The sequence below is a fragment of the Staphylococcus sp. HMSC063A07 genome (genome assembly GCF_001836955.1).
In the GTDB taxonomy this organism is placed as follows: Bacteria; Bacillota; Bacilli; order Staphylococcales; family Staphylococcaceae; genus Staphylococcus; species Staphylococcus lugdunensis.
On the sequence record NZ_KV830901.1, the window covers coordinates 1 to 22,652 of the forward strand.

At 35.4% G+C, this 22,652-nt stretch carries 23 protein-coding genes; 12 read left to right on the forward strand and 11 right to left on the reverse strand.

Translation table 11 applies throughout. From position 1 onward, the window contains the following. Positions 1–393 precede the first annotated feature (393 nt). Genes HMPREF2597_RS00165 through HMPREF2597_RS00175 form a run of 3 tightly spaced genes read right to left on the reverse strand, consistent with a single transcriptional unit; the run spans position 394 to position 3,625 of the window. Positions 394–1,614, reverse strand: a complete 1,221-nt coding sequence (locus HMPREF2597_RS00165; RefSeq protein ID WP_002479009.1) for a NupC/NupG family nucleoside CNT transporter — start codon at positions 1,612–1,614, stop codon at positions 394–396. Between the two features lie 9 nt (positions 1,615–1,623). Beyond that, positions 1,624–2,535 carry a pseudouridine-5'-phosphate glycosidase gene (locus tag HMPREF2597_RS00170; RefSeq protein ID WP_002479008.1) on the reverse strand — a complete coding sequence of 304 codons (912 nt, stop codon included), beginning with the start codon at positions 2,533–2,535 and terminating at the stop codon, positions 1,624–1,626. Beyond that, positions 2,519–3,625: a carbohydrate kinase gene (locus tag HMPREF2597_RS00175; protein WP_070817089.1), complete on the reverse strand. Its 1,107-nt coding sequence runs from the start codon at positions 3,623–3,625 to the stop codon at positions 2,519–2,521. The genes HMPREF2597_RS00170 and HMPREF2597_RS00175 overlap by 17 nt, the downstream gene beginning before the upstream one ends. Before the next feature lie 300 nt (positions 3,626–3,925). On the opposite strand from HMPREF2597_RS00175, the gene HMPREF2597_RS00180 reads away from it, so the two are divergent. Continuing rightward, complete coding sequence (locus tag HMPREF2597_RS00180) at positions 3,926–4,744, forward strand: CPBP family intramembrane glutamic endopeptidase (protein WP_002460689.1); 819 nt, start codon at positions 3,926–3,928, stop codon at positions 4,742–4,744. Between the two features lie 19 nt (positions 4,745–4,763). Further along, positions 4,764–5,345, forward strand: a complete 582-nt coding sequence (locus tag HMPREF2597_RS00185; protein WP_070817090.1) for an NDxxF motif lipoprotein — start codon at positions 4,764–4,766, stop codon at positions 5,343–5,345. A 158-nt stretch (positions 5,346–5,503) separates the two neighbouring features. Here the strand turns inward: HMPREF2597_RS00185 and HMPREF2597_RS00190 are convergent, their stop codons facing one another. Further along, positions 5,504–6,304: a CPBP family intramembrane glutamic endopeptidase gene (locus tag HMPREF2597_RS00190; RefSeq protein ID WP_002479005.1), complete on the reverse strand. Its 801-nt coding sequence runs from the start codon at positions 6,302–6,304 to the stop codon at positions 5,504–5,506. Between the two features lie 288 nt (positions 6,305–6,592). On the opposite strand from HMPREF2597_RS00190, the gene HMPREF2597_RS00195 reads away from it, so the two are divergent. Further along, positions 6,593–7,240 carry a CPBP family intramembrane glutamic endopeptidase gene (locus tag HMPREF2597_RS00195; protein WP_002479004.1) on the forward strand — a complete coding sequence of 216 codons (648 nt, stop codon included), beginning with the start codon at positions 6,593–6,595 and terminating at the stop codon, positions 7,238–7,240. A gap of 91 nt (positions 7,241–7,331) precedes the next feature. Here HMPREF2597_RS00195 and pcp read toward each other — a convergent pair whose 3' ends face one another. Genes pcp through HMPREF2597_RS00210 form a run of 3 tightly spaced genes read right to left on the reverse strand, consistent with a single transcriptional unit; the run spans position 7,332 to position 9,638 of the window. After that, positions 7,332–7,970 (reverse strand): pyroglutamyl-peptidase I, encoded by a 639-nt coding sequence (gene pcp / locus HMPREF2597_RS00200; RefSeq protein ID WP_002479003.1) that lies wholly within the window; start codon positions 7,968–7,970, stop codon positions 7,332–7,334. 44 nt (positions 7,971–8,014) lie between these two features. Continuing rightward, positions 8,015–8,941, reverse strand: coding sequence for a DUF979 domain-containing protein (locus tag HMPREF2597_RS00205; RefSeq protein ID WP_002479002.1), 927 nt, complete (start codon positions 8,939–8,941; stop codon positions 8,015–8,017). Continuing rightward, the gene (locus HMPREF2597_RS00210) at positions 8,922–9,638 is read right to left on the reverse strand and encodes a DUF969 domain-containing protein (RefSeq protein WP_002460682.1); all 717 of its coding nucleotides are present in this window, start codon (positions 9,636–9,638) and stop codon (positions 8,922–8,924) included. The genes HMPREF2597_RS00205 and HMPREF2597_RS00210 overlap by 20 nt, the downstream gene beginning before the upstream one ends. Positions 9,639–9,922: 284 nt before the next feature. On the opposite strand from HMPREF2597_RS00210, the gene HMPREF2597_RS00215 reads away from it, so the two are divergent. Then, the gene (locus HMPREF2597_RS00215; protein ID WP_002479001.1) at positions 9,923–11,296 is read left to right on the forward strand and encodes an MFS transporter; all 1,374 of its coding nucleotides are present in this window, start codon (positions 9,923–9,925) and stop codon (positions 11,294–11,296) included. A 117-nt stretch (positions 11,297–11,413) separates the two neighbouring features. Here HMPREF2597_RS00215 and HMPREF2597_RS00220 read toward each other — a convergent pair whose 3' ends face one another. After that, on the reverse strand, positions 11,414–12,394 hold the full coding sequence (locus tag HMPREF2597_RS00220) for a choloylglycine hydrolase family protein (RefSeq protein WP_002479000.1): 981 nt from the start codon (positions 12,392–12,394) through the stop codon (positions 11,414–11,416). Between the two features lie 211 nt (positions 12,395–12,605). Here HMPREF2597_RS00220 and HMPREF2597_RS00225 point away from each other — a divergent pair, with 211 nt between their 5' ends. From HMPREF2597_RS00225 to HMPREF2597_RS00240, 4 genes are read left to right on the forward strand one after another with little or no spacing between them, the layout of a single operon-like run. Further along, complete coding sequence (locus HMPREF2597_RS00225; RefSeq protein WP_002478999.1) at positions 12,606–14,537, forward strand: BglG family transcription antiterminator; 1,932 nt, start codon at positions 12,606–12,608, stop codon at positions 14,535–14,537. A gap of 15 nt (positions 14,538–14,552) precedes the next feature. Then, positions 14,553–14,999, forward strand: a complete 447-nt coding sequence (locus HMPREF2597_RS00230) for a PTS sugar transporter subunit IIA (protein ID WP_002478998.1) — start codon at positions 14,553–14,555, stop codon at positions 14,997–14,999. Then, complete coding sequence (locus tag HMPREF2597_RS00235) at positions 14,999–15,283, forward strand: PTS sugar transporter subunit IIB (RefSeq protein ID WP_002460675.1); 285 nt, start codon at positions 14,999–15,001, stop codon at positions 15,281–15,283. The genes HMPREF2597_RS00230 and HMPREF2597_RS00235 overlap by 1 nt, the downstream gene beginning before the upstream one ends. Before the next feature lie 14 nt (positions 15,284–15,297). Continuing rightward, positions 15,298–16,659 (forward strand): PTS ascorbate transporter subunit IIC, encoded by a 1,362-nt coding sequence (locus HMPREF2597_RS00240; protein ID WP_002460674.1) that lies wholly within the window; start codon positions 15,298–15,300, stop codon positions 16,657–16,659. A 61-nt stretch (positions 16,660–16,720) separates the two neighbouring features. Here the strand turns inward: HMPREF2597_RS00240 and HMPREF2597_RS00245 are convergent, their stop codons facing one another. Further along, a complete protein-coding gene (locus tag HMPREF2597_RS00245) occupies positions 16,721–17,683 on the reverse strand; it encodes an oxygen-dependent tRNA uridine(34) hydroxylase TrhO (protein ID WP_002478997.1) in 963 nt (320 codons plus the stop codon). A 230-nt stretch (positions 17,684–17,913) separates the two neighbouring features. Here HMPREF2597_RS00245 and HMPREF2597_RS00250 point away from each other — a divergent pair, with 230 nt between their 5' ends. From HMPREF2597_RS00250 to rbsK, 4 genes are all read left to right on the forward strand, one after another. Further along, the gene (locus HMPREF2597_RS00250; RefSeq protein WP_070817091.1) at positions 17,914–18,891 is read left to right on the forward strand and encodes an SMP-30/gluconolactonase/LRE family protein; all 978 of its coding nucleotides are present in this window, start codon (positions 17,914–17,916) and stop codon (positions 18,889–18,891) included. A 149-nt stretch (positions 18,892–19,040) separates the two neighbouring features. Next, entirely contained in the window at positions 19,041–19,607 is a 567-nt protein-coding gene (locus tag HMPREF2597_RS00255; RefSeq protein ID WP_070817092.1) for a VOC family protein, read from the forward strand. A gap of 13 nt (positions 19,608–19,620) precedes the next feature. Then, positions 19,621–20,025 carry an SRPBCC domain-containing protein gene (locus tag HMPREF2597_RS00260; protein WP_002478994.1) on the forward strand — a complete coding sequence of 135 codons (405 nt, stop codon included), beginning with the start codon at positions 19,621–19,623 and terminating at the stop codon, positions 20,023–20,025. Positions 20,026–20,147: 122 nt separating this feature from the next. Further along, positions 20,148–21,032, forward strand: coding sequence for a ribokinase (gene rbsK, locus HMPREF2597_RS00265; protein WP_002478993.1), 885 nt, complete (start codon positions 20,148–20,150; stop codon positions 21,030–21,032). 89 nt (positions 21,033–21,121) lie between these two features. Here the strand turns inward: rbsK and HMPREF2597_RS00270 are convergent, their stop codons facing one another. Further along, positions 21,122–21,757 carry an ABC-2 transporter permease gene (locus HMPREF2597_RS00270; protein ID WP_002478992.1) on the reverse strand — a complete coding sequence of 212 codons (636 nt, stop codon included), beginning with the start codon at positions 21,755–21,757 and terminating at the stop codon, positions 21,122–21,124. Next, positions 21,757–22,599, reverse strand: coding sequence for an ABC transporter ATP-binding protein (locus tag HMPREF2597_RS00275; protein ID WP_002460661.1), 843 nt, complete (start codon positions 22,597–22,599; stop codon positions 21,757–21,759). The genes HMPREF2597_RS00270 and HMPREF2597_RS00275 overlap by 1 nt, the downstream gene beginning before the upstream one ends. Between the last annotated feature and the right edge of the window lie 53 nt (positions 22,600–22,652).

Here is a 22,652-nt window from a genome sequence, read left to right on the forward strand (position 1 = left end):
AATTGTTGAAACAATCCCAGATAATGAATTTGATGAATTCAAACACTATCGTGGGACTACATCTTATCCCCCTAAAATGATAACGAGCTGTATATTATCTAATACATAAGAGAAAAGACAATTTCTATTAAATAATTTTAATAGAAATTGTCTTTTTTACATTGTTTAAGAACTTAATGTCCAGACCTTTTTAGTATAAATCCACAAGAAAAGTACGTCTTAATCATATTTGTTAATGTTAAAGACACATATTAAGTATGGATTATATAAAGAAGCACAAAGACGATTCTTAATTTTAAATCATCTTTGTGCTATTATATTGGGATTTATGTCCCACGTTCGTATATATATTTATTGGATTTAAGAGCTACGATAGTGTAGAGGATGATGTCATTATAATACCAAACCGATAAGGCTTGCTGACACGATTGAAGCTAGAGTTGCACCTAAAAGTAGTCGTAGTGCAAATGTCGCTACTTTATTGCCTTGCTCACTACTAATTCCTTTGATGGCTCCCACCATAATACCAACTGTCCCAAAGTTGGCGAAACTGACTAAGTATACCGAAATAATACCTTGTGTTTTAGGTGATAAAGATGAAGCTATCTTTTGGAAGTCTAACATCGCAACAAACTCATTCGTAATTAATTTAGTAGCCATAATCGATCCAGCACGAATCGCTTCTTCCCATGGTACACCCATAATAAAAGCGATTGGCGCAAAAATATAACCAATGATTTGTTTGAAGTCTAGACCCACCAGATCAAAGACAATTGTAATGCCTTTCATTAATGAGATAAATGCGAGTAACATGATGGCGACCGTTACTGCAATCTTGAAACCATCAATCGCGCTGTCTCCAATCATTTGGAAGAATGCAGGTTTCTTTGCTTTAGTTGAACCATTTACCGTCTTCTTGTTTGTTGCTTGTGTATCAATCACGTTTAAATCTACTTCCTTGTCATCAGAATGATAAGGATTGATGATACTTGCGATAATTAATGCGCTGAAGATATTTAACATAACGGCAGTTACAACGTATTTTGGTTCAATCATCTGCATATAAGAGCCTAGCATTGCCATACTAACTGCACTCATCCCTGAAGTTGTAATCGTGTATAACTTTTCTTTAGACAGCTTTGGAATAATATCTTTAACTGTTAAGTAAACTTCAGGTTGACCTAACATCGATGTTGAAATAGCAATATAGCTTTCTAGTTTTCCCATGCGTGTAATTTTATTGATAATATAACCGACAACTTTAATAATGAAAGGCAAGATTTTGAAATAATTTAATATGCCAATGAGCACTGAAATAAACACTAATGGCAATAACACATTTAAGAAGAAATTATAGCCACCTTTATTTTGCAAGTCTCCAAATACAAAATCTATACCAGCTTTACTAATGTTCATCAGCCCTTCAAAGAAAGTTCCCATGGCGGTCAGAATATGTAAACCTATCGTGGTGTTCATCATAAATAAGACAAGCAGTACTTGGATTACTAACATAATCAATGGTTTTTTATAGTCAATTGCTTTCCTATTAAAGCTAAAAATAAATGCTACGATTAAAGCAAAAGCAACACCTAACATCCCAAATAGTATTGACATGATTATCACCTACAGTTGATTGAAAGCAACCGCTATTTGAGCACCAACGACAGCGTTATTTTCAACTAATTTAATATTTGTTTGTAAACTTTTTCCTGCAGTTTTTTCAACAATTGTTTTGAGTAAGAATGGTGTAGAATCTTTCCCGTGGATTCCTTGAACTTTTGCTTCTTTGACAGCATCATCAATGATTGCATCGATGTAGTCTTTAGGTAGTTCATCTTTTTCAGGAACTGGATTAGCAATGACCATACCACCTTCAAGATGTAAATCTTGTTTAGCTTTAAAAATACGTGCTATTTCTTCGGGTGTGTCTGCACGACTTGTCAATGCTACGTCACTTTCTCTAGTGAAAAATGCGGGCAGTTCGTCTGTTTGGTAGCCAATAACAGGCACACCTTTTGTTTCTAAATATTCCATTGTTTTTGGCAGATCTAATATTGATTTAGCGCCTGCACAGATAACGCTAACATTTGTTTTTGCAAACTCATCTAAATCTGCAGAAATATCCATGGTTTCTTCTGCACCTTTATGCACGCCACCAATACCACCAGTGACAAAGAATGGTATGTCAGCTAATGCTGCACAAATCATTGTAGATGCTACAGTTGTGGCACCAATGCGTTTAGTAGCAATGATTTCTGGTAAATCACGACGAGAAACTTTAGCAACATTTTCACTATGTGCGAGTGTTTCTAAATCTGCCTCGTTTAAGCCGATTTTAATTTTTCCATTTATCAAAGCAATCGTCGCTGGAACAGCACCATGGTCACGAATGATTTGCTCTACATTTTTGGCCATTTCGATATTTTGAGGGTAGGGCATACCATGAGAAATGATTGTTGATTCTAAAGCGACGATCGGTTGATTATGCTTTTTCGCTTCAGCTACTTCGCTTGAAAATTCAAGATATTGCTTCATAATTATATTCCTCCATATCACGTTTAAGTTGTTCATTATCAAGGTTTTGACGTACGGTATAATTTGTTTCAACCGTTTTTAAAGAATTGACCATGCCGGATTTAATAATATCTTGGAGTGAGAAGTCATTGAGCCAACTATAAATCACTGCACTAGTAAAGGAGTCACCAGCTCCAGTCGCATCGACAAAATGCTGTGCTGGAGAAATAGGTACGATGTGTTTTGTATGACAATTTTTAAAAATAAGTGGTTCAAGACCGTTTGTAATGATGACATTAGACACGCCGAGTTCAACCCATTTTTCTGCAGCACGTTGCATGTCAGAAATATTGCGAATTGACATATTAAGATATGTCTCACTCTCATCACGATTGATGATTAACCAATCTACGGCGTGCAAGGATTGAGGCATGCGTACCATCTTAGGTGAAGAAACTGGCACGATAACAAACTTAATATGATTCTTTTGGGCAAAAGCACTAAGAAATTCTAGCGCGCTTTTAGGTAAATTCAAATCAGCAACGAGACACTTTGCTTTAGTTAAAATTTGTGCATAACGTGCTAAAAAATCAGGTGTAATCTGTTCATAGATTTCCATATCAGCAAAGCCATATTCCATATCGCCATCTTTAATGACAGCAGTGTATGAGCCTGTGCTAGCATTTTCTATTGGTTGTATGGCGCTTAAATCCATGAAAGGTGAAGACATTCTATTAATCATATCCCATTCACTATCATTACCACTTGCAGTTAAAAAGGTCACTTTCTCTCCTAAACGGCCTAAATTTTCTGCAATATTCCTACCAACACCACCGATGGATCTGGAGGAGAAAACAGGATTAGATGTTTTTGGTTGTAAGGGTGTATCAATATAGAATTTGCGATCGACGTTAGCCGCGCCAATGCAAACAATCGGGCTTTCTTCATTTATGACATAAGCCTTACCAAGTATGTATCGTTGGCGCATTAATCCTGAAATAATATTTGCAACTGCCGGTCGTGATAATCCTATGCGTTCAGCTAATTCAAGTTGTGTAATATAAGGGTTTTCTTTAACCAAGTTGAAAATTGCTTGTTCATTTTTATTCATCTGTGCACCTCCTTATAAACATATGTTTTTAATATAAACAAATGTTTTAATATTCATATATATAGTAACATATTACATGCATTTTAGTAAACGTTTACAATCGAAATTTTGCATATAGAAGTGTGTAAAAAGTCATAAACATGAGGAATTATAGGTTTTTAACTAATTTGTGAACTGAAAATAGTTGATGTTATATATGATGGTTTAAGAGAATTATTAGTTTATTGAAAAATATGATAATATGTATTTGTATTTGAAGTTAATGTAATCATAGTCATTTAAGGGAAGGAAAATACATAAATGAACTATATAAAGATTTTGGGGATGTTTGTTTTAGCATTTTTGATGATTATTGTTGCACAAGCCTTAGGAGCTATTTTTGATGAGATGATTCCATTTTTAGGGATAGGTATAATCATCAGTGCATTAATTTATTGTATTGTGATTTATTTTTTTGTGCGGTTAATGATAGAAAAGGGACTAAAGCAAAGACGCGTAGATTATCGAATTGTATCACCACATTTTGATATCAGAGCGGTTATACTTGGTATCATTTTACCGCTTAGCGTTATACTATTTTATTTGATTTTTGTGCCTGGGGAATTTAAAATCTCACATTTTAAGACACAGGATACGTTGTTCCGTTCGCTATTTTGGGATATTTTCCAAGTGGCTGTAGCCGGTGCTATAGTTGAAGAGCTTGTTTTTCGTGGTCTATTGATGGGCTATATTGAGAAAAAGACTAATATTGTTGTTGCCATTTTGACTACGAGTATATTTTTTGGCGCAATTCACGTACTTAATGGCGCGTTAAATGTAGGAAGCTTTCTTCAATTATTAGTTGGTGGTTCTTTGGCAGGTGTTATGTTTGGATTAACTGCTTATGTCTTCCGTAGTATTTGGGCAAGTGCGACATTGCATTTCTTCTGGAACATCAGTCAAGTCTTTTATATCACAGAGAAACAAGTTGATGATAAAGTATTTCAATACATACTCGACAGTCATAACTTTGCACTTACAGGTGGTGAATTTGGTTTTGAAGCGTCAATCATATCTATTTTGGGTTACGTGAGTGTTATTGTAGTGTTAGTCATGTTAAGGCGGAGATTAAGACAATAGATAAAATAGGAGTTTGATTATGAAAAAATTTGTACTTATATTAACATTATGCTTGCTGTCATTCATAATTGTCGCTTGTGACACAGAAGACGATCACGATGATGACGATGATAGTGTGACGAAGAAAAAAATACCTACTCAAATTTTCAATAAACAAACAACAAATGATTCAATTTCTGAAAAGACAATGAAGCAAGATATTCAACTTTATTTAGATACTGATCGTGAGTTGACAGATGCAAAATTCTACTATATGGATATCATAGATTCTGATGATAAGTTAACGACATCACAACAAGATGAATTTGTTAAATTGATGCAACTTACTGATCAAAATGATCAAAATTTTGCGCGCTATATTCATAATAACGTGTTACCAAAGGGTGGCTATGATAAGTTCACGAATAAAATAAGTGAATATACAAAAGCAAGTAATAAAATAGACAAGAAGAGTTATGAACTTTCTAAAAAAGATGACGCATCTGTACTTGATGATATTAAACAGTTAAATGAGGATAGAGACGTTGTCAATGGAAGAGAACAGAAGAAAATTGAAAAGTTCTTAAAAGCAAAAGGCATTAAAACAAAGGCATATGATTAATTAAACAGAGTAGCCACGTGCTTTAGTTTTATTGTCTTGAATTAATTGAATAAAAATAAAAGCATATAAAAATGGCAGTTTTCATATAAATCCAAAGAAAATTGCCATTTTTTAATACTGCGAAACTGTTTATTTTTTATGTCATAGCCTTTTTCTGACTAGTGAAGTAAGACATAGAAGTAGCCTATGAGCAGGATAATACCAGTAGTACTATTATGAATCATATGAACCATCATGCTATCTCGAACATTACCGCGTCGTGAATAAGCAAGATAAAAAATAATTCCCATAAACATAAACATTAATATTGAAATAATGTCAGTTACGCTATGTTGTAAAGCAAAGATCAAGGATGACAAGATTAATGGCAACCAGAAAGCTGCACGACTAAATAATGTTTCCTTAAAAATACCTCTATAAATGAGCTCTTCAAGATACGGCGTGAGTATACTAATTGTTAGTATAAACATCAAAAATGGAAAAATTTGAGGTAATTGACTTGCATCTGAGATCTGATGATTCGCATCACCTAATAGCATTTTGTCATTTTCGCTTTGCCCCGATCCAGTTGTGATATGTAGCAAATAACTAAAAGCCAGTGCCAAAACACGTAACAATACTGCCCAACCAATATTAATACCGATATCTTTTAGTTTAAATTTCTGACGTTCTTCATATGAATGGCGTATGTAATAACGTCTAATGAGCCACGTAATGATTGTCGCTATAACTATAAATAGGCATGTAAGTATTGCTCCGCTGAATGAATTAAATATAGAAGACAACTTGAGGATTCCAAAAATTATTAAGATCACCATTTGTGATAAAAGCATCCAGCCAATAAAGATCAAAATATTTAGGATGATATTACCTCTAGGTTTTACATTTTTGGTACTGCTTTCTATCGTGCTATTTGTTTCGTTGTAGCGCTGTTCTGTTGAAGTATGGTAATCATTCACTATAAACCCACCCTTTTATGTTGATTTTGAAATCATAACAATGCAACATTGCGCATCTACATGAGTAATGTAACATATAATTGACATCATCTACAAGTTGTTATAGTGCTTCACAAGAATTTTAAAAAAAGGATGCTTAAAATTAGCTTAAATTGTTTCGTAAGAACTTGTGCTTGTGTTAAAAGCACGATAAAGTTTGCTTATAAAGTATTTGAAATATACGTATTAGTGAAGAAATATGACAGTAATACAATGAGTTTCATAATAAAAGACAGAGAGGTAAATATTATGATAGAGACACATCAACCGCTTCATCAATACCAATTATCGACGAAACATTATTGGAAATTGTTATTACAAAGTATCATGTTTATCATATTATTGTTTATAGCTGAATCATTAGATTTTCTTTTTTTAAAAAGTGGTTACTATTATTTATTATCGCTAGCCTTTTTAGTCGGTATATTTGGTTTAATGAACGCATTCAATTTGCATGTCTTTAATTTTAATAAGCTAACCAAGCGGCACCTTGTTTATGTTGTTGTTGGTGTCATTATATCCATTGTATGTGATTATATTGCAATGTTTTTTATTTCTACGACAGCAAATCAAGAGGAATTAGATGCATATTTAAGTGGTGTACCATTGTTACTACAACTGTTATCTATTGGGATTGTAGGACCAATTATAGAAGAGTGTATTTTTCGTGCCTTCATAATTAAAGGGATTTTTCGTCGAATTCCCATTGTTGGGGGGATCGTTTCAGTCATTGCCTTTGCCGCAGTTCATGGACCATCTAATGTTATAGAATGGATTGTCTATGGTATTTCAGGAATCATCTTAGTTGTAGCTTTTTTAAAAACACAACGTTTAGAGGTACCTATTTTAATCCATATATGTATTAACGTTGAAGCGACTATCGTTTCATTTTTGTAAAACGTTTACATATTGTATCACAAAGTAAATGAAAGCCACAAAATGTGTTGTTTAAAGCATTTTGTGGCTTTACAAATGTAATAACTATATTTTAATGTGTCTCACCTAAGGCGATTTTTTGGTCATCACCATAAGATATCGCTTTTATGGCAGCAGTTAAGCCCTTTGTCATTGTGTCTATTGACATGGAAGGTGTTTCAGGTTTAGTTGTTACTTGTTCAGGAATAAAAGGAACATGGATAAAACCAAATAAAAGACCTGTAAATTGTGTATCAGCAAGATAACCAAGTTGATATAGAACGTGGTTGCAGACAAACGTGCCAGCAGTGTTTGATAATTTTGCTGGAATACCTTCAGCTTTAATCGCTTCTGTCATTGTTTTAACAGGCAAATTTGAGAAGTATGCAGGTGCACCATCAGGCTGAATCGCTACATCAATAGGTTGATTACCTTTGTTATCAGCGATACGTGCATCATCGATATTAATACCGACACGTTCTGGTGTGATTTCAAAACGTCCACCGGCTTGTCCAATAGCTAATACGGCATCAAAATGTTGTTGTGCTAATTTCTGTGCAATGACATCTTTTGATTCATGAAAGACTGTCGGTATTTCTAGTTTAGTAATAGTATGTGCACCGATGTTCGTGTCTAAACGTTTAACGACTTCTAATGCGGGGTTAATCTTTTCTCCACCAAAGGGATCAAATGCTGTAACGAGTATGTCCATAAATATATTACCTCCTAAAATTTTTACGGAATGCGTGTCTATAGTTAGAATGCCCATAAATACATTAATGCAATATGAACAATAATTAGCGCGATAGCAATTGGTGCTTGTGCTTTAATGACGCCAAATTCATGTTTCATTTCAAGCAAAGCGACAGGTAACGTGTTAAAGTTAGCAGCCATTGGTGTTAATAAAGTTCCACAAAATCCACCAGTCATCGCTAAGGCACCTGCAATCACTGGATCGCCACCTTGTGCAATGACAAAAGGAATACCAATACTTGCAGTAATGACAGTGAATGCTGCAAAAGCATTACCCATCAATATAGTGAAGATCACCATACCTAAGATATAAGCGATAGCACCGATAAAATGATTGCCTTCAGGTAAAAATGATGAAATACCCTTAGAAATGACTTGGCCTACGCCACTAGCAGTAAAGAGAACACCTAATGCTGCTAAAAATTGCGGTAATATACCTGTAGTACCAACTTGTTGTGTCAAACGATCGCTATCATACAGGATGTAGTGTAATTTTGGTCTAATAATCCATACAGCGGCGATTAAACCGAGTACTGATGAAATACCTAAGCCAATGGCACCACCTAAAGGCGTCCAGTTTGAAACAACAACTGCAATAACGGCTAAGGCCACTGCAGGAATAAATAATTTATTACCATAACGGTCAGATCCGCGTTCAGCTTCTTTCTCAGTGACATCGATAATGTTTTTAATTTGGACTTGTTTAAAGAGTGTTAATGCCCCCATACATAATACGAGCGCACCATTAAGTGCATTTGGAATATAAGGACCAGCAATAAAAAGTATAGCTAATATAGTCCAAAATAGTGCAGTCCCAATTCGTTTTTGTTTATCAGTAGCTCGTAAAGCACGATAAGCAGTATATAAAAATTGTAGTCCAATTAAAATATAAAAAAATTCAAGAATGTGGTTAATTGTTGTTTGACTCATGTGTTTTCACCTCGTTGCGACCATATTTTTTATTGAAATAACGATCTAACATCATGTTTTTAATCCATATAAGCAGTAATGTAATAACTGCTACTGGAATTGATGCAAGAACTAAGTCGATGGCGTTTACTTTAATATGTAATGAGCTAAATGTTCCAACCATCAACAAGACCCCAGCAGCCCCAACAAATAAATTTTGGCCGAAGAAGTTCCCATAGTTTTCCATTGCTGATGCTTCAGCTTTAAGCTTTTCAATATCTTTGGCATCAATCGTAGCATCAGTAAGATTATAACGTGTACGTAAAGCACCTTGTACCATAGGATTGATAAGTGGACGCACAAATTGAGGGTGCCCACCAACACGAATGGATGCGATGCCTGCAATCTCTCGAATAATTAAATAGAGTGTAAGTAGCCTTCCAGCGGTGACGCGTTTCACATTACTGATTAATTTAGAAGCTTGTTGTTTTAAGCCAAAACGTTCAATCAAACCAACCATAGGCAATGTCAACATGAAGAGTGTAACTAAACGGTTGTCAACGAAAGCCTTGCCTAGAATAGACAAAACCTCTGTGAAATCTAAGCCAGATACAAGACCAGTAATTAATGCAGCTACAAGAATAACCGCAATCGTATCAAACTTAAATAAAAATCCCAAAATAATAATTAATATCCCAATCAATTTAAGCCATTCCATAATAATCCTCCTTAACAAATAATCATTGCATATATATACTGCAATTTTCTTAATATTAGCATAACTAAAAAATAAAATGAATTACATTTATGATGAATAAAGAATTGAAAAAATAAATTTTAGCGGTAAATAAAATACCTATGCGATTTGTTTGGTGAAGTCGTTAATTAGAAAAGTCATTATTCGTATAGTGTTGCAAGCTGAAGCATGATATAATAACGAATGGTTAATTGATAATTATTCTCAATAGGAATTGACCTTAGAATGTTAAAGGAGTGAATGATGTGTCTATCAAAGACCATAAATTTGATTTAAGTCTAGTACTCGCTGCATGTTTGGCAGTGTTAACATATTGGATGTTTGCCCAGTCATTTATTAATATAGGTGCAAGCGTACAACATACTTTTGGAGCAGTGGATACGACATTAAACTTATCTATTAGTATTGTTGCGTTTGTCACAGGAATTTTTATGGTTGGTGCAGGTGATGTTGCGGATAAAGTTGGAAACTTAAAAATGACTAAATTGGGGCTGATGTTAAGTATTATTGGCTGTATATGTTTAATTAGTACCCATTTAACAGCATTTCTGATTATTGGTCGTATATTTCAAGGTTTATCTGCAGCGGTACTATTACCGTCTACGATTGGCTTAGTGACGGATCGTTTTAGTGGGGAAACGTTACGTAAAGCATATAGTTATTTGATGATTGCCACTGTTGGGGGGATTGGTTTTGCTTCATATATTGGTGGGACAATATCACAATACTTACATTGGCAAAGTATTTTCGTTTTATCTATTATTTTATCTGTGGTTGCTTTATGGATATTAAAGAATAAACAAGAGGTGCCTCGTGCAGAACGTAATCATCAGCCATTTGATTATGTTGGTATGTTCATTTTTGGGGTGTTTATTGCTGCTTTAATGATATTAATGACACAAGGGTTTAACTATGGGATAGGTACATTTACTATCACACTTGTAGTTGTAATGATTATGGCGCTCATTATTTTTTATTTATATGAAAAACGACAAAAAGTACCATTCATCGATTTTTCAATTATCAAAAACAGAGCTTTTTTAGGATCAACAATTAATAATTTTGTGGTTAATACAGGGACAGGAACAACGGTTGTCTTTAATGTTTATGCCCAAAAGCAACTCGGATTGACTGAAATGCAAACAGGCTTGGTAATAGTACCTTATACGATTATGGCAGTTGCGATGATTCGTTTAGGTGAACTTGCGATTAAACGCTATGGCGGTAAAAGTATGTTAATCGCCGGTCCATTATTCCCAACATTAGGTATTATGCTGATTAGTATGACATCATTAACGACACATTTGTATATTGCGATTGTAACAATTGCTTACGTGATTTGTGCTATCGGCAATGGCTTAGTTGCAACGCCAGGATTGACGATTGCGATTTTTAATATGCCAGAGCACAAAGTAAGCTTTGCTACAGGACTTTATAAAATGGGTGCGACGCTTGGTGGTGCATTCGGCATTGCCTTTAATACGACCATATTTACTGTATGTTTGCAATTCTATACAGTTGAAACGGCAGCTATGGTTTCGTTTATTGCAGGTGCCATTGTGATGATTTTAGGTGTTATTTCAGCCTTTGTATTGATACCGCGCAATGTAAAAGCTTAAAATTCGATTTTAAATCATTTCTGGATGGGATATCAATAACAAAATAATAGCACAAAGATGATTTGACATTAAAAATCGTCTTTGTGCTTCTTTTATATTTATGCTAAAACTGTGTGCTTAATTTAGCTTAGTGGTTGATATGCCAGATATTGGTTCGAATAGTTGTAAGTGCGACTGGTTAAGCAAGGATTCAGTTAGTGATAATTCAATAATCTGATTGGATTGATAATATTTGACGAACATCGTGCGTGAAGTTAGATTAAAGACGGTTTGATATAACGTATAATGCAAATCGTCATTTTGTGAGCGTACGGCACCTTTTGGAATGCTTACAGCATCAAGAATTCTGAAGGCGTCAAGAACTGCATAATCGTCATCAGAAGGTTGTAGATGACGTATAAGATAAGCTGCACGTACAAAGCGCTCTGGAGAGGTGAATCCGCCAGGTAAACCTCGTGTGCCACCTTCACTACCAAGCGTTGTTAGTTCGACATCATTAAATTGTTTGGCTGAAGGACGATAAGGTGTGATTGCGACATAGTTTTTTAAATTTTCGTAATGCCAATTTAAGTCAGGATTATTCGTCAACACAGCAATTGGATTGTCATGAATGACTACACGTCCTTGGTCAAATGTTAACTCGACTGTACGACCACTAGCATCAGAAACGTGATAATGTAATGGTGGTACATCGTTGATATCATTTAAAGTTACAGCTACAACGTTAACTTGATCCGCATGAGCACATAACTCTTCTATAGATTGATGGTAGCCAAGTACCCAAGTAAGTACTTCATTTTGTGAAATGTTCATAGCATCTTCACGACACTGAGAGGCATAACTGCAATAATCACGATCGTACTGAGTGGAGATGGCTAATCCGTGTTCATTCATGCCATCACCAAAAATAAATCCTTCCATGTCGCTGCCAGTACCAACAAAGCCGTAAAGCGTTTGTCCTTGATAATCGACACGTGATTTCCATTCATAATGACGTGGCTGGACGGCAGGATGCCCAGTTAAAGGCCAGTCATAATCCATTGTTCTTCCTAGAATAACTTCATTATTATGTGATTGGAAAGTAAAGCCTGTACACATGTTTACAACAACCTCCAATTAGATTTAATTGAGAATTATTTTCAATTATAATAGGTTGAGACAGCTGTTTCAACTTTTTAAAATAAAGAGAAAATATGTTAAATGATGTTATGCTATAGCTATGCAATTTTGCGGATTTTAAAACGAAATAAGTTGCACACCTATTCACTAAAGAAATCGCTTACAATTATAAAAGGAGGCGTTGATACAATTGTTAAATAATCGGCAAAGTAAAATTTTTGACCTTTTAGTGAAATCAGAGCAATATACTACAATTGCAGATTTAGCAACCATGTTTGACGTCTCTCAACGTACGATTCAATATGACCTCGAACATATTGAGGATCTACAGCGAGAAAGACAATTTACGTTACAACGACACAAATCATATGGAGTTAGAATCCACAATTTACAAGAGACGTTGTCTAAAAATGATGAACTTATTTATACGGATGTACACTTATCAAAAGATGAACGTGTATTAAATATCATATTAAAATTATTCGAAACATCACAACCGTTGACTTCAAGTGATTTGGCACAAGCAATGGCTGTATCACGACGAACGATTGTCAATGATTTGAAAGCGATTCAGCATTGGTTAACACAATATCAACTCGAATTAGCCTATATTAAAAATAAAGGCTTTATGATTACAGGGGATGAAGAAGCTTACCGCAGTGCCTACGCTAACAGAATTCAAGTATATTTTAAAACAATGTCGCCATTCATCACATTAGATATATTTACGGATGAAGAATTGACTAAAGTGAGAAACACCGTGATTCATACATTGACACAAATGGATTATCATCTTGTACAAAGTGCGATTGATGGATTGATATATCATTTGCTTATCGCTATTCATAGGCTAAAGGGAAAGTTTTCATTTGATGTGCCAAGCGAACAAGCTGAAACATTGAAACAAACGTATCAGTTTCAAATTGCATCACAGTTAAAAGACAACTTAGAAGGACAATTTAATATTAAATTTCCAGATTCAGAAGCAATTTTTATCACGCTGCATTTATTAGGGTCAAAAGTTTCGACAAATGCAGAAATGCGGGGGACGCAAGAAGGTTTAGAAACTGTGTTGCGACGTTTTATTTATCAAGTCAGTGCTGAAATAGGCATTGACATGCATAAGGATGACAAGTTATTTGATAACTTATTGCTTCATATGAAACCAGCGCTTCATCGACTTAAATATCGAATGAGTCAACAAAATCCATTGCAAGAAGAGATTTATCAACAATATCATCAGCTTGTTGGAATCATTGAGAGCCAAATTACGTTGTTAGAACAGACCTATGATATTACATTTACGGTAGATGAACTTGCCTTTATCGTGATTCATTTCGCGTCAAGTATTGAACGTATTGCCCAGCATCAAGATCAAATTAAAGTTGTACTATTGTGTGGTTCAGGCATTGGCACATCACAATTATTAAAAAATAAGCTGCGCAATGTTTATCCAGAATTTGATATTTTAGATGCTTACTCGATATATCAAATTGATGAAAGTCAATTGTTAGCACGGGGCATAGATTACATCATTTCAACAGTTCCATGTGAGGCAACACAGATTCCCGTTATTATTGTTGATCCTTTTCTTAGCTTAGCGGCAAGAGAAAAATTAAACCACATCGTCAATACGCATCGTGAACAAAAGGTGCAACGTCTTGACCAAGAGGGTTATACGTTACGACAGTTGTTGCCGATTCATCGCATTCAAAAGTGTCAACAGCATATGCAGCGCAATGAAGCCATCGCACATGCAACAACGGCATTAATACAAGATGGTATTGTAGCGCAGGACTATGTTGAAGAGATGATTGCACAGTTAGAAAAATTTGGGCCATATATGGTGATTAGTCCAAATATTGCATTGGTTCATGCAAGCACGGCACATGTGCTTCAAGATGCAGGATTTTCAATGTGTTACTTTGAGCATGGCGTGCGTTTTGGACATCAACATTATGACCCAGTGCATATTGTTATTGTATTGGCAACAAAAAATCCTACTTTTCATCTCACTGCACTTGGGCAACTTAGTGCACTGATTACGAATGACAAAGACAGGCAACATATTTTAGATGGGCAACTTGAAGTTGTTCATAGATTTATCGACGATTTAGATTGAGAGGAGGAATGCAAGGTGACATTAGATTTATTGACAGAAGATAAAGTAGTAGTCAAAACATCTACCACAGACTGGTCAACTGCCATTCATGAAGCGGCACAGCCACTCATAAATGCAAATGTTATCAATGAAGGTTATGTAGATGCCATGATTAATAGTGTCAATGAATTTGGACCATATATTGTCATTGCGCCCGAAATAGCCATCGCCCATGCTAGACCAAATGGTGACGTGAATGAGGTAGGGTTAAGCTTACTTAAATTAAAGGAACATGTTAACTTTTCGGAGGAAGGACATTATGCATCATTAGTGTTTGTGCTTAGCGCAGTAGATGGGCAGTCACATCTTACAGTATTACAAGATTTGGCCAGCGTGTTAGGTGATAAAGATACAGTTCAACAATTATTAGCAACTCAAGACAAAGCAGAAATTTTAAATTTATTAAAGGAGACGGATGAATAATGAAAATTTTAGTCGTATGCGGACATGGTTTAGGTAGTAGTTTTATGGTAGAAATGAATGCACAAGAAGCACTGAAAAATTTAGCTGCACCAGCAGATATCGAAGTAGAGCATAGTGATATTATGACTGCAAGTCCCGAAATGGCAGATTTATTTATTTGTGGACGCGATTTAGCAGAAAATGCACAGCGCTTGGGAGACGTCTTAGTGCTAGATAATATTTTAGATAAAGAAGAATTGCAACAAAAATTACAACAAAAATTACAAGCATTAAATATGATTTAAAGGAGGCGACGCACATGCATGCCATATTAGATTTTATTGTTGATATTTTAAGTCAACCTGCGATTCTAGTTGCATTGATTGCGTTAATTGGTTTGTTAGTACAGAAAAAATCAGCCACAGCGATTACAACAGGTACCATTAAAACAATGTTAGGCTTTCTTATTTTAAGTGCCGGTGCAGGCGTTGTGTCTAATTCATTAGAACCTTTTGGAAAAATATTCCAACATGCATTTGGTGTTCAAGGTGTCGTGCCAAACAATGAAGCAATTATTTCATTAGCATTAAAGGACTATGGGACAACAGCTGCGTTAATCATGGTATTTGGTATGTTAATTAATATTGTGATTGCACGCATATCAAATTTAAAATATATTTTCTTAACAGGACATCATACCTTTTATATGGCTGCCTTTTTAGCCATTTTATTGACAGTCGGTCATATTAAAGGTTATTTAACTGTAACAATTGGTGCTGTGTTACTAGGCTTATTAATGTCCATATTACCAACGTTAGCACAACCTACTATGCGTAAAATAACTGGAAATGATCAAGTTGCATTAGGTCATTTTGGAACAATCAGTTACTGGGCAGCGGGTGAGGTTGGTAAACTCTTTAAAGGGAAATCTAAATCTACGGAAGAAATTAAATTTCCTAAAGGATTAAGTTTTTTACGAGAAAGTACAATTAGTATTTCTATTACCATGGCACTGCTATACTTGATTGCTTGTCTATTTGCCGGTGTAGGTTATGTGCATGATCATATTAGCCAAGGACAAAACTTTATAGTCTTTTCAGTTATTCAAGGTGTGACCTTTGCGGCAGGTGTTTTTATTATCTTAACAGGGGTACGTTTAATTTTAGCTGAAATTGTTCCGGCGTTTAAGGGTATTTCGGAAAAACTAGTACCGAGCTCTAAACCAGCATTGGATTGTCCAATTGTCTTTCCATATGCACAAAATGCTGTGCTAATAGGATTCTTTGTTAGTTTTATTACCGGGGTAATTGGCATGTTCATTCTATTTTTCACGGGAGGCATTGTCATATTACCAGGTGTTGTTGCACACTTTTTCCTAGGTGCAACATCTGCTGTCTTTGGTAATGCTCGAGGCGGTATTAAAGGTGCTGTTGCTGGTGCGGCCTTGAATGGTATATTAATTACGTTCTTGCCATTATTATTTATCCCTTTCTTGGGAGACTTAGGTTTAGCGACAACAACATTTTCAGATACAGACTTCTTAGCTGTAGGTATTATCTTTGGTAATATCGTTAAGTATGCAGGTATTATAGGTTCTGTCATCTTTATAGTCATTTTGGCAGCAGGCGCTATCTTCTTAAAAGGAAAAGCAGATAAGAAATATGAACAACAGCAATCATAATTAATAAAAGAAGGACTCGAGACGCAAATAGCATCTTTCGAGTCCTTCTTTTGAATTGCAATTAAGCATGTGCGCGTTCTGGCACATCTTTAAAATTTTCTAAACGATGTTTCCATGCTTCATCACTAATATTATGTTCAGCAACATAACGATTGCGCTCATGTTTAGCACAGTCATAAGAACAAGCGCCAAGATATTTTGCTTCATTTTCCTCGGAAACCAGAATTTGTTTATTACATTCAGGGTTGGCACAGTTGATATACCGTTCGCAAGGCGTACCGTCGAAATGTTCTTTGCCAATAACGGTCTTTTCAATTTGATTGATATCAACACTGATACGTTCATCGAAGACGTACATTTTACCGTCCCAATATGCACCTTTTGTTTCAGGGTCTTTACCGTAAGTTGCGATACCACCATGTAATTGACCTACGTTTTCAAAGCCTTCTTTGACTAGCCAACCAGAGAATTTTTCGCAACGAATACCGCCAGTACAATATGTTACGATGTTTTTACCTTCTAATTGATCTTTGTTTTCACGAATCCAATTTGGTAAATCTCTGAAACGTGTAATATCTGGACGAATTGCACCGCGGAAGTGCCCTAAATCGAATTCATAATCATTACGAGCATCCAAAATAATTGTTTCATCATCTTCCAAAGCTTTTTTGAATTCGCTTGGTGAGTAATATTTACCAGTTGTTACACGAGGATCTACATCATCTTCTAAACCTAACGCAACAATTTCATTACGAGGTCGCACATGCATTTTTTTGAAAGCATGCCCTTCAGCTTCATCAATTTTAAACGTCATATCTGCAAAACGTTCGTCTGCATGCATATGTGCCATATAGTTTTCTGTATCTTCTTTCGTACCTGATAACGTACCATTAATACCTTCAGTAGAAACTAAGATTCTACCTTTTAAGTTGTTTGCTTTACAGAATGCTAAGTGCTCAGCTGCAAATGTTTCAGGGTCATCAATGGTTGTATATTTGTAATATAGCAGTACATTATAATCCATAATTTGTGATTCTCCTTATTCTAAAAGTTATATCGTTAAATGTAGTAAATGACAATAATCAAATTTTCTTAAAAAAGACATTACTATATTTTATCAAATATGATTCATTATTCAATAGATTAAGCCGCAAATACATCAACAGACGGATATGGAGAATGATATTTTTTTGATGAAAACGGTCACATATAATATGATAGAGCTATAAATTGCGATGTAAAGGAGAATAAATCATGTGTGAACAAGCACTTCCTACATTAAAATACATTGGTGCCTCTAAAAGCGCTGTACCGATTATTTCTGAGGCTGATTTACAAACGGTAACGGCGGAACCTTGGTTAAAAGTTTCGGATGATGGCTTACAGTTAGAAGGTTTGATTTTTGATCAGCAAGGTGATTTATATTTGTGTGAAGTTTTTGGTGGGCGAGTATTTAAAGTTGATGTTGCCAAGAAAAAATTAAGTACGGCTTTTCAAGCGCCTAAAGTTAATCCCGCAGCAGTAAAAATTCATAAGGATGGCCGTTTGTTCACGTGTTATTTAGGGGACTTTAAGACAACAGGTGGCATCTTTGCGACGGATGCAGACGGTCAACACTTTGAAGATATTATTTCGGATATTGGTAATGATTATTGTATAGATGATATGGTTTTCGATAGTAAAGGTGGATTCTATTTTACAGATTTTAGAGGATACTCTACACAGCCACAAGGTGGTGTTTATTATGTTTCACCTGATTTTCAAACCGTCACACCTGTCATTCAAAATATTTCAGTAGCCAATGGAATTGCATTAAGTACGGATGAGAAAATTTTATGGGTGACAGAAACTACAACAAATCGATTGCATCGTATACAGCTTGAAGATGATGGTGTGACGATTGCACCGTTTGGCGCGACAATTCCATACTATTTTACTGGGCATGAAGGACCGGATTCATGTTGCATTGACAGTGACGATAATTTATATGTAGCCATGTATGGCCAAGGTCGTGTACTTGTGTTTAATCGCCGTGGCTATCCAATTGGTCAAATTCTAATGCCCGGTCGTGATGAAGGGAAAATGTTGCGTACCACGCACCCTCAATTTATTCCAGGGACAAATCAATTACTCATTTGTACAAATGATATTGAAAACAACTCAGAAAGCGGTTCGATGATTTACACAGTGAATGGCTTTGCCAAAGCGCATAACAGTTACCAATTTCAATAAATTAAACAGCAGGTACGTTTTAAACATAAGCAGGAATAGATGGTAGCATCAAATTTCTGTTGTCAATAGCTGCAAGAAGATAAGACTGTGATAGCAGTGATGATGATTAGGGTAAATAGGTAAAGTAAATGAAAATGAGATAAAGAGAGATGAATAAAATCATGGCTGTAACAAGAGGAATTAATCATATTGGCTTAACCGTACCCGATATAGAACAAGCGACGACATTTTTTCAAACGGCATTAGATGGTAAAATCGCTTATGATAGTCAAAAATTAACAGATGAACCACGTGCAGGACAATTTGTTGAACGTGTATTAGGTATTGAAAAGGGAGCTAAGATTATAAAAAAACGTATGATGGTCTTTGGTCACGGTCCTAACATTGAAATGTTTGAATTTAAAGATGCATCGCAAGCATCGGCGATTACATTACAAGATATGGGTTATACGCATATTTCATTTTATGTAGACGACGTTCCTGCAGCTTTAGAAAAAGTAAAGAAAGCAGGTGGCATTCCTTTGTCAGAGCCACATGCGAATACGCGCTATGAGGATACACCAGGAAATCAAACTGTATATATTCAAACGCCATGGGGAAGTTTATTAGAATTGCAAACAGTTCCTCAAGGATTTTACTATCCTAAAGATAGCGAAGCAACATTGTTTACGCCTGAACCTATAGATTTGAACCAGAAAGATGATACAACACCATAGGAGGATCGTTGACATGGAATTAAATGCAAAGATGCAAATTAATGTTGAACCAGATAAAGCATATGAGGCCTTTGTTGACCCAGCGAAAATTGGAAGATTTTGGTTTTCATCAAGCTCAGAACGTTGGGAAACGGGGAAAACGATTCAGTTACAATACAAAGAATATGATGCTACTACGGAAATTTTTATAAAAGAAACAATACCTAATGAACAAATCAAATTCCAATGGGGAACATATCAAGGCGAGATATGTTTTGAACCAAGTGCAGAAGGGACAATTGTCAGTGTTCGCGAGTATCCTTACCATGAACAAGATGTCCAGATGATGTTAGACAAAACTGAAGGTTGGGTATACATGCTAACTTGTTTAAAATCTTATCTCGAATTCAACGCAATTATACGGGGTGGGTTGCGTTGAGTACCTGCTTTTTTACGTGAGTTTTTACTGATTAACAAAGTAAATGGCTGTGTGTATATTGGTTTAATTTTAAAAAGATATTTGGTTTTAAATCATAATAAGACAACAGGGAGGAAACATAGATGAAGCGTATTTATGTTGTAGGCAGTATGTCTATGGATTTAGTTGTTTCAACTAAACGAGTATCACAAAAAGGTGAAACGATATTAGGAGCGTCTTTTTTCACTACACCAGGTGGTAAAGGAGCTAATCAAGCGGTAGCTGCTGCACGTCTGGGTGAGCAAGTTTATATGGTGGGACGTATTGGAGATGACCAATTAGGAGAAGAGATTTATGAGAATTTACAGCGCAATAAGGTGCGAGTAGATTATGTAAAGCCTGTTGCTGATTCGGCATCAGGAACGGCACATATTACACTTTGTGATAATGATAATAGTATTATCGTAGTACCCTCAGCAAATAATGAAGTGACTTCAAGCTATGTATCCACGGCTTTAAAGCATATAAAAGCTGGAGACATTGTGCTGCTGCAACAAGAAATACCAGAAGATACTGTCAGTGAAGTCATTACATATTGTGCAGAACATGATATTATTACGATTTTAAATCCAGCGCCGTATAGAGATTTGACTGCAGAAGTTATTGACCAAGCAACCTATTTAACACCGAATGAAACAGAGAGCGCAGCTATGTTTGGTACTAATATTGATGCTGCTCTTGAACAATTTCCTAACAAATTGATTGTGACGCTCGGACACCAAGGGGCAGTGTATCATAATGGTAATATAAAAGTGATGATACCAGGTTTTGAGCGTCAAGTTGTAGATACAACAGGGGCAGGAGATACATTTAACGGCGCGTTTGCTGTTGGATTACAAAAAGGATATGATATAGACCAAGCACTTACATTTGCTAATTTAGCAGCAAGCCATGCTGTCACTGGTATGGGTGCCCAAGGTGGTATGCCATATTTTAATGATCTCGTAGATGAATTTGATGTTAAGTAGTGATACTACGCAATTTTAAAAATGAGCTAGAAATCTGTGGAATAAAAGTAGATTTCTAGCTCATTTGTGTTAAATATAAGAATTTAAGGTTATAGTTCTTGGCGTTTAAATATTTGCAATGATGCAATATAAGAAAGGATTAATAGAGCGCATCCTATTATACCGTATATAATAAGCACCCATAGAGTTGTTAGATTGCTAAGCACACTATCAAATGATCCGTTATCACTTAGCGATGGGATAACAAATCCAAAGAACACGAAGAAAAATAAGCCAATAACGATGAATGATGTTGAAATCATAATGACATTGGAATTTTCCGGTCCAAATTTAAAGGTTAAAGGGAACATAATGGCATATGTACCTGAGCCACCTATCCCAACGAGTATCGAAATAAGCGTTAAATTGATATTTTGTGTCACAATGAAACATGCGCCAGCACCCATAATTAGGCCAATCAGGATAAGTATTCCATAGTAGACAAAATAACTTTTAACATAAGTTGCTCGACCTGTAGGTAAAGTCGAAACATAGTACATCCAGCGTGAATCTTTTTCATGTTTAATATTATCAGTGACCGGTGAAATAAGGAAAATCATAGCTAAAAAGCATGTCATGATTGGATTGAAAAAACTAAACATAATAGCTGAGGCCAAAGCAACGATGAGATATGTGAATAATGATTTTTTCGATGTATAATAACTGCTTAATAATAAACCCTTCATTATTTATCACCTCTCATAATGATTTTTGTGGCATCATCGATTGATTTTAATGGTTCAGCTTCAGGAACTAGGTTTCTGTCATGAATCAACGCTTCTATGCGATCGTTACGCTTTCTAGAAGCAATGATATAATCATTGGATACATTGAATTCTGCTAACGGCACATTAACAATGCCATAATGTGAGAGTAAATGCGATTTATCTACATGTAAGACAATTTTCCCGTCTCGCATAAATACAAGCTTTGTGGCTAGTGTTTCAATATCTTCTGAAATATGCGAAGAAATCATAATGCCATAGTCTTTAGCAACGTAGTCTTGTAAGATTTCCATGACTTCTTCACGACCTGACACGTCCATGCCAGCAGTTGCTTCATCCAGGATGAGCAGTTGACTATCATGTGCCAAGGCAATGGCGATCGCTGCTTTCATGCGCATACCGCGAGAGAAAGATTTAATCGCATTTGATGTAGGTAAATCAAAGTCTTTTAGCGTCGATTTAAATTTATTGCTATCCCAAGTCGTATAAATATTTGTGAAAACTTTGTCTATGTCAGTTAAAGTCAATTTGTTTGGGACCCTTAAATCATCAAAGACTACACCGATGTGTTCTTTATATTGGTTGTTCCTTGCAGTAACAGATTGTCCAAAAAATTTAATGTCACCAGAGTCTTTAAAACGATTGCCAACCAAAGTATTAATTAACGTGGATTTACCACTGCCATTTTTACCAATCAGCCCCAATACTTCACCTGGTGCAATCGACAACGAAATATCGCTAAGATTAAAGTCAGACTTGGTATATGATTTATTAAGATTGCTAACTTCTAACAACTGTGTCATTGATATACACTCCCTTTTTCTATTTTATGTTTAATAATAAGCGTCATACACTA

What these genes read in the sequence shown, in the direction of transcription:
- HMPREF2597_RS00165 (WP_002479009.1), bottom strand. Translation starts at nt 1,614, where the DNA reads ATGTCAATACTATTTGGGATGTTAGGTGTTGCTTTTGCTTTAATCGTA.
- HMPREF2597_RS00170 (WP_002479008.1), bottom strand. Translation starts at nt 2,535, where the DNA reads ATGAAGCAATATCTTGAATTTTCAAGCGAAGTAGCTGAAGCGAAAAAG.
- HMPREF2597_RS00175 (WP_070817089.1), bottom strand. Translation starts at nt 3,625, where the DNA reads ATGAATAAAAATGAACAAGCAATTTTCAACTTGGTTAAAGAAAACCCT.
- HMPREF2597_RS00180 (WP_002460689.1), top strand. Translation starts at nt 3,926, where the DNA reads ATGAACTATATAAAGATTTTGGGGATGTTTGTTTTAGCATTTTTGATG.
- HMPREF2597_RS00185 (WP_070817090.1), top strand. Translation starts at nt 4,764, where the DNA reads ATGAAAAAATTTGTACTTATATTAACATTATGCTTGCTGTCATTCATA.
- HMPREF2597_RS00195 (WP_002479004.1), top strand. Translation starts at nt 6,593, where the DNA reads ATGATAGAGACACATCAACCGCTTCATCAATACCAATTATCGACGAAA.
- pcp (WP_002479003.1), bottom strand. Translation starts at nt 7,970, where the DNA reads ATGGACATACTCGTTACAGCATTTGATCCCTTTGGTGGAGAAAAGATT.
- HMPREF2597_RS00205 (WP_002479002.1), bottom strand. Translation starts at nt 8,941, where the DNA reads ATGAGTCAAACAACAATTAACCACATTCTTGAATTTTTTTATATTTTA.
- HMPREF2597_RS00210 (WP_002460682.1), bottom strand. Translation starts at nt 9,638, where the DNA reads ATGGAATGGCTTAAATTGATTGGGATATTAATTATTATTTTGGGATTT.
- HMPREF2597_RS00220 (WP_002479000.1), bottom strand. Translation starts at nt 12,394, where the DNA reads ATGTGTACAGGCTTTACTTTCCAATCACATAATAATGAAGTTATTCTA.
- HMPREF2597_RS00235 (WP_002460675.1), top strand. Translation starts at nt 14,999, where the DNA reads ATGAAAATTTTAGTCGTATGCGGACATGGTTTAGGTAGTAGTTTTATG.
- HMPREF2597_RS00240 (WP_002460674.1), top strand. Translation starts at nt 15,298, where the DNA reads ATGCATGCCATATTAGATTTTATTGTTGATATTTTAAGTCAACCTGCG.
- HMPREF2597_RS00245 (WP_002478997.1), bottom strand. Translation starts at nt 17,683, where the DNA reads ATGGATTATAATGTACTGCTATATTACAAATATACAACCATTGATGAC.
- HMPREF2597_RS00250 (WP_070817091.1), top strand. Translation starts at nt 17,914, where the DNA reads ATGTGTGAACAAGCACTTCCTACATTAAAATACATTGGTGCCTCTAAA.
- HMPREF2597_RS00255 (WP_070817092.1), top strand. Translation starts at nt 19,041, where the DNA reads ATGAATAAAATCATGGCTGTAACAAGAGGAATTAATCATATTGGCTTA.
- HMPREF2597_RS00260 (WP_002478994.1), top strand. Translation starts at nt 19,621, where the DNA reads ATGGAATTAAATGCAAAGATGCAAATTAATGTTGAACCAGATAAAGCA.
- rbsK (WP_002478993.1), top strand. Translation starts at nt 20,148, where the DNA reads ATGAAGCGTATTTATGTTGTAGGCAGTATGTCTATGGATTTAGTTGTT.
- HMPREF2597_RS00270 (WP_002478992.1), bottom strand. Translation starts at nt 21,757, where the DNA reads ATGAAGGGTTTATTATTAAGCAGTTATTATACATCGAAAAAATCATTA.
- HMPREF2597_RS00275 (WP_002460661.1), bottom strand. Translation starts at nt 22,599, where the DNA reads ATGACACAGTTGTTAGAAGTTAGCAATCTTAATAAATCATATACCAAG.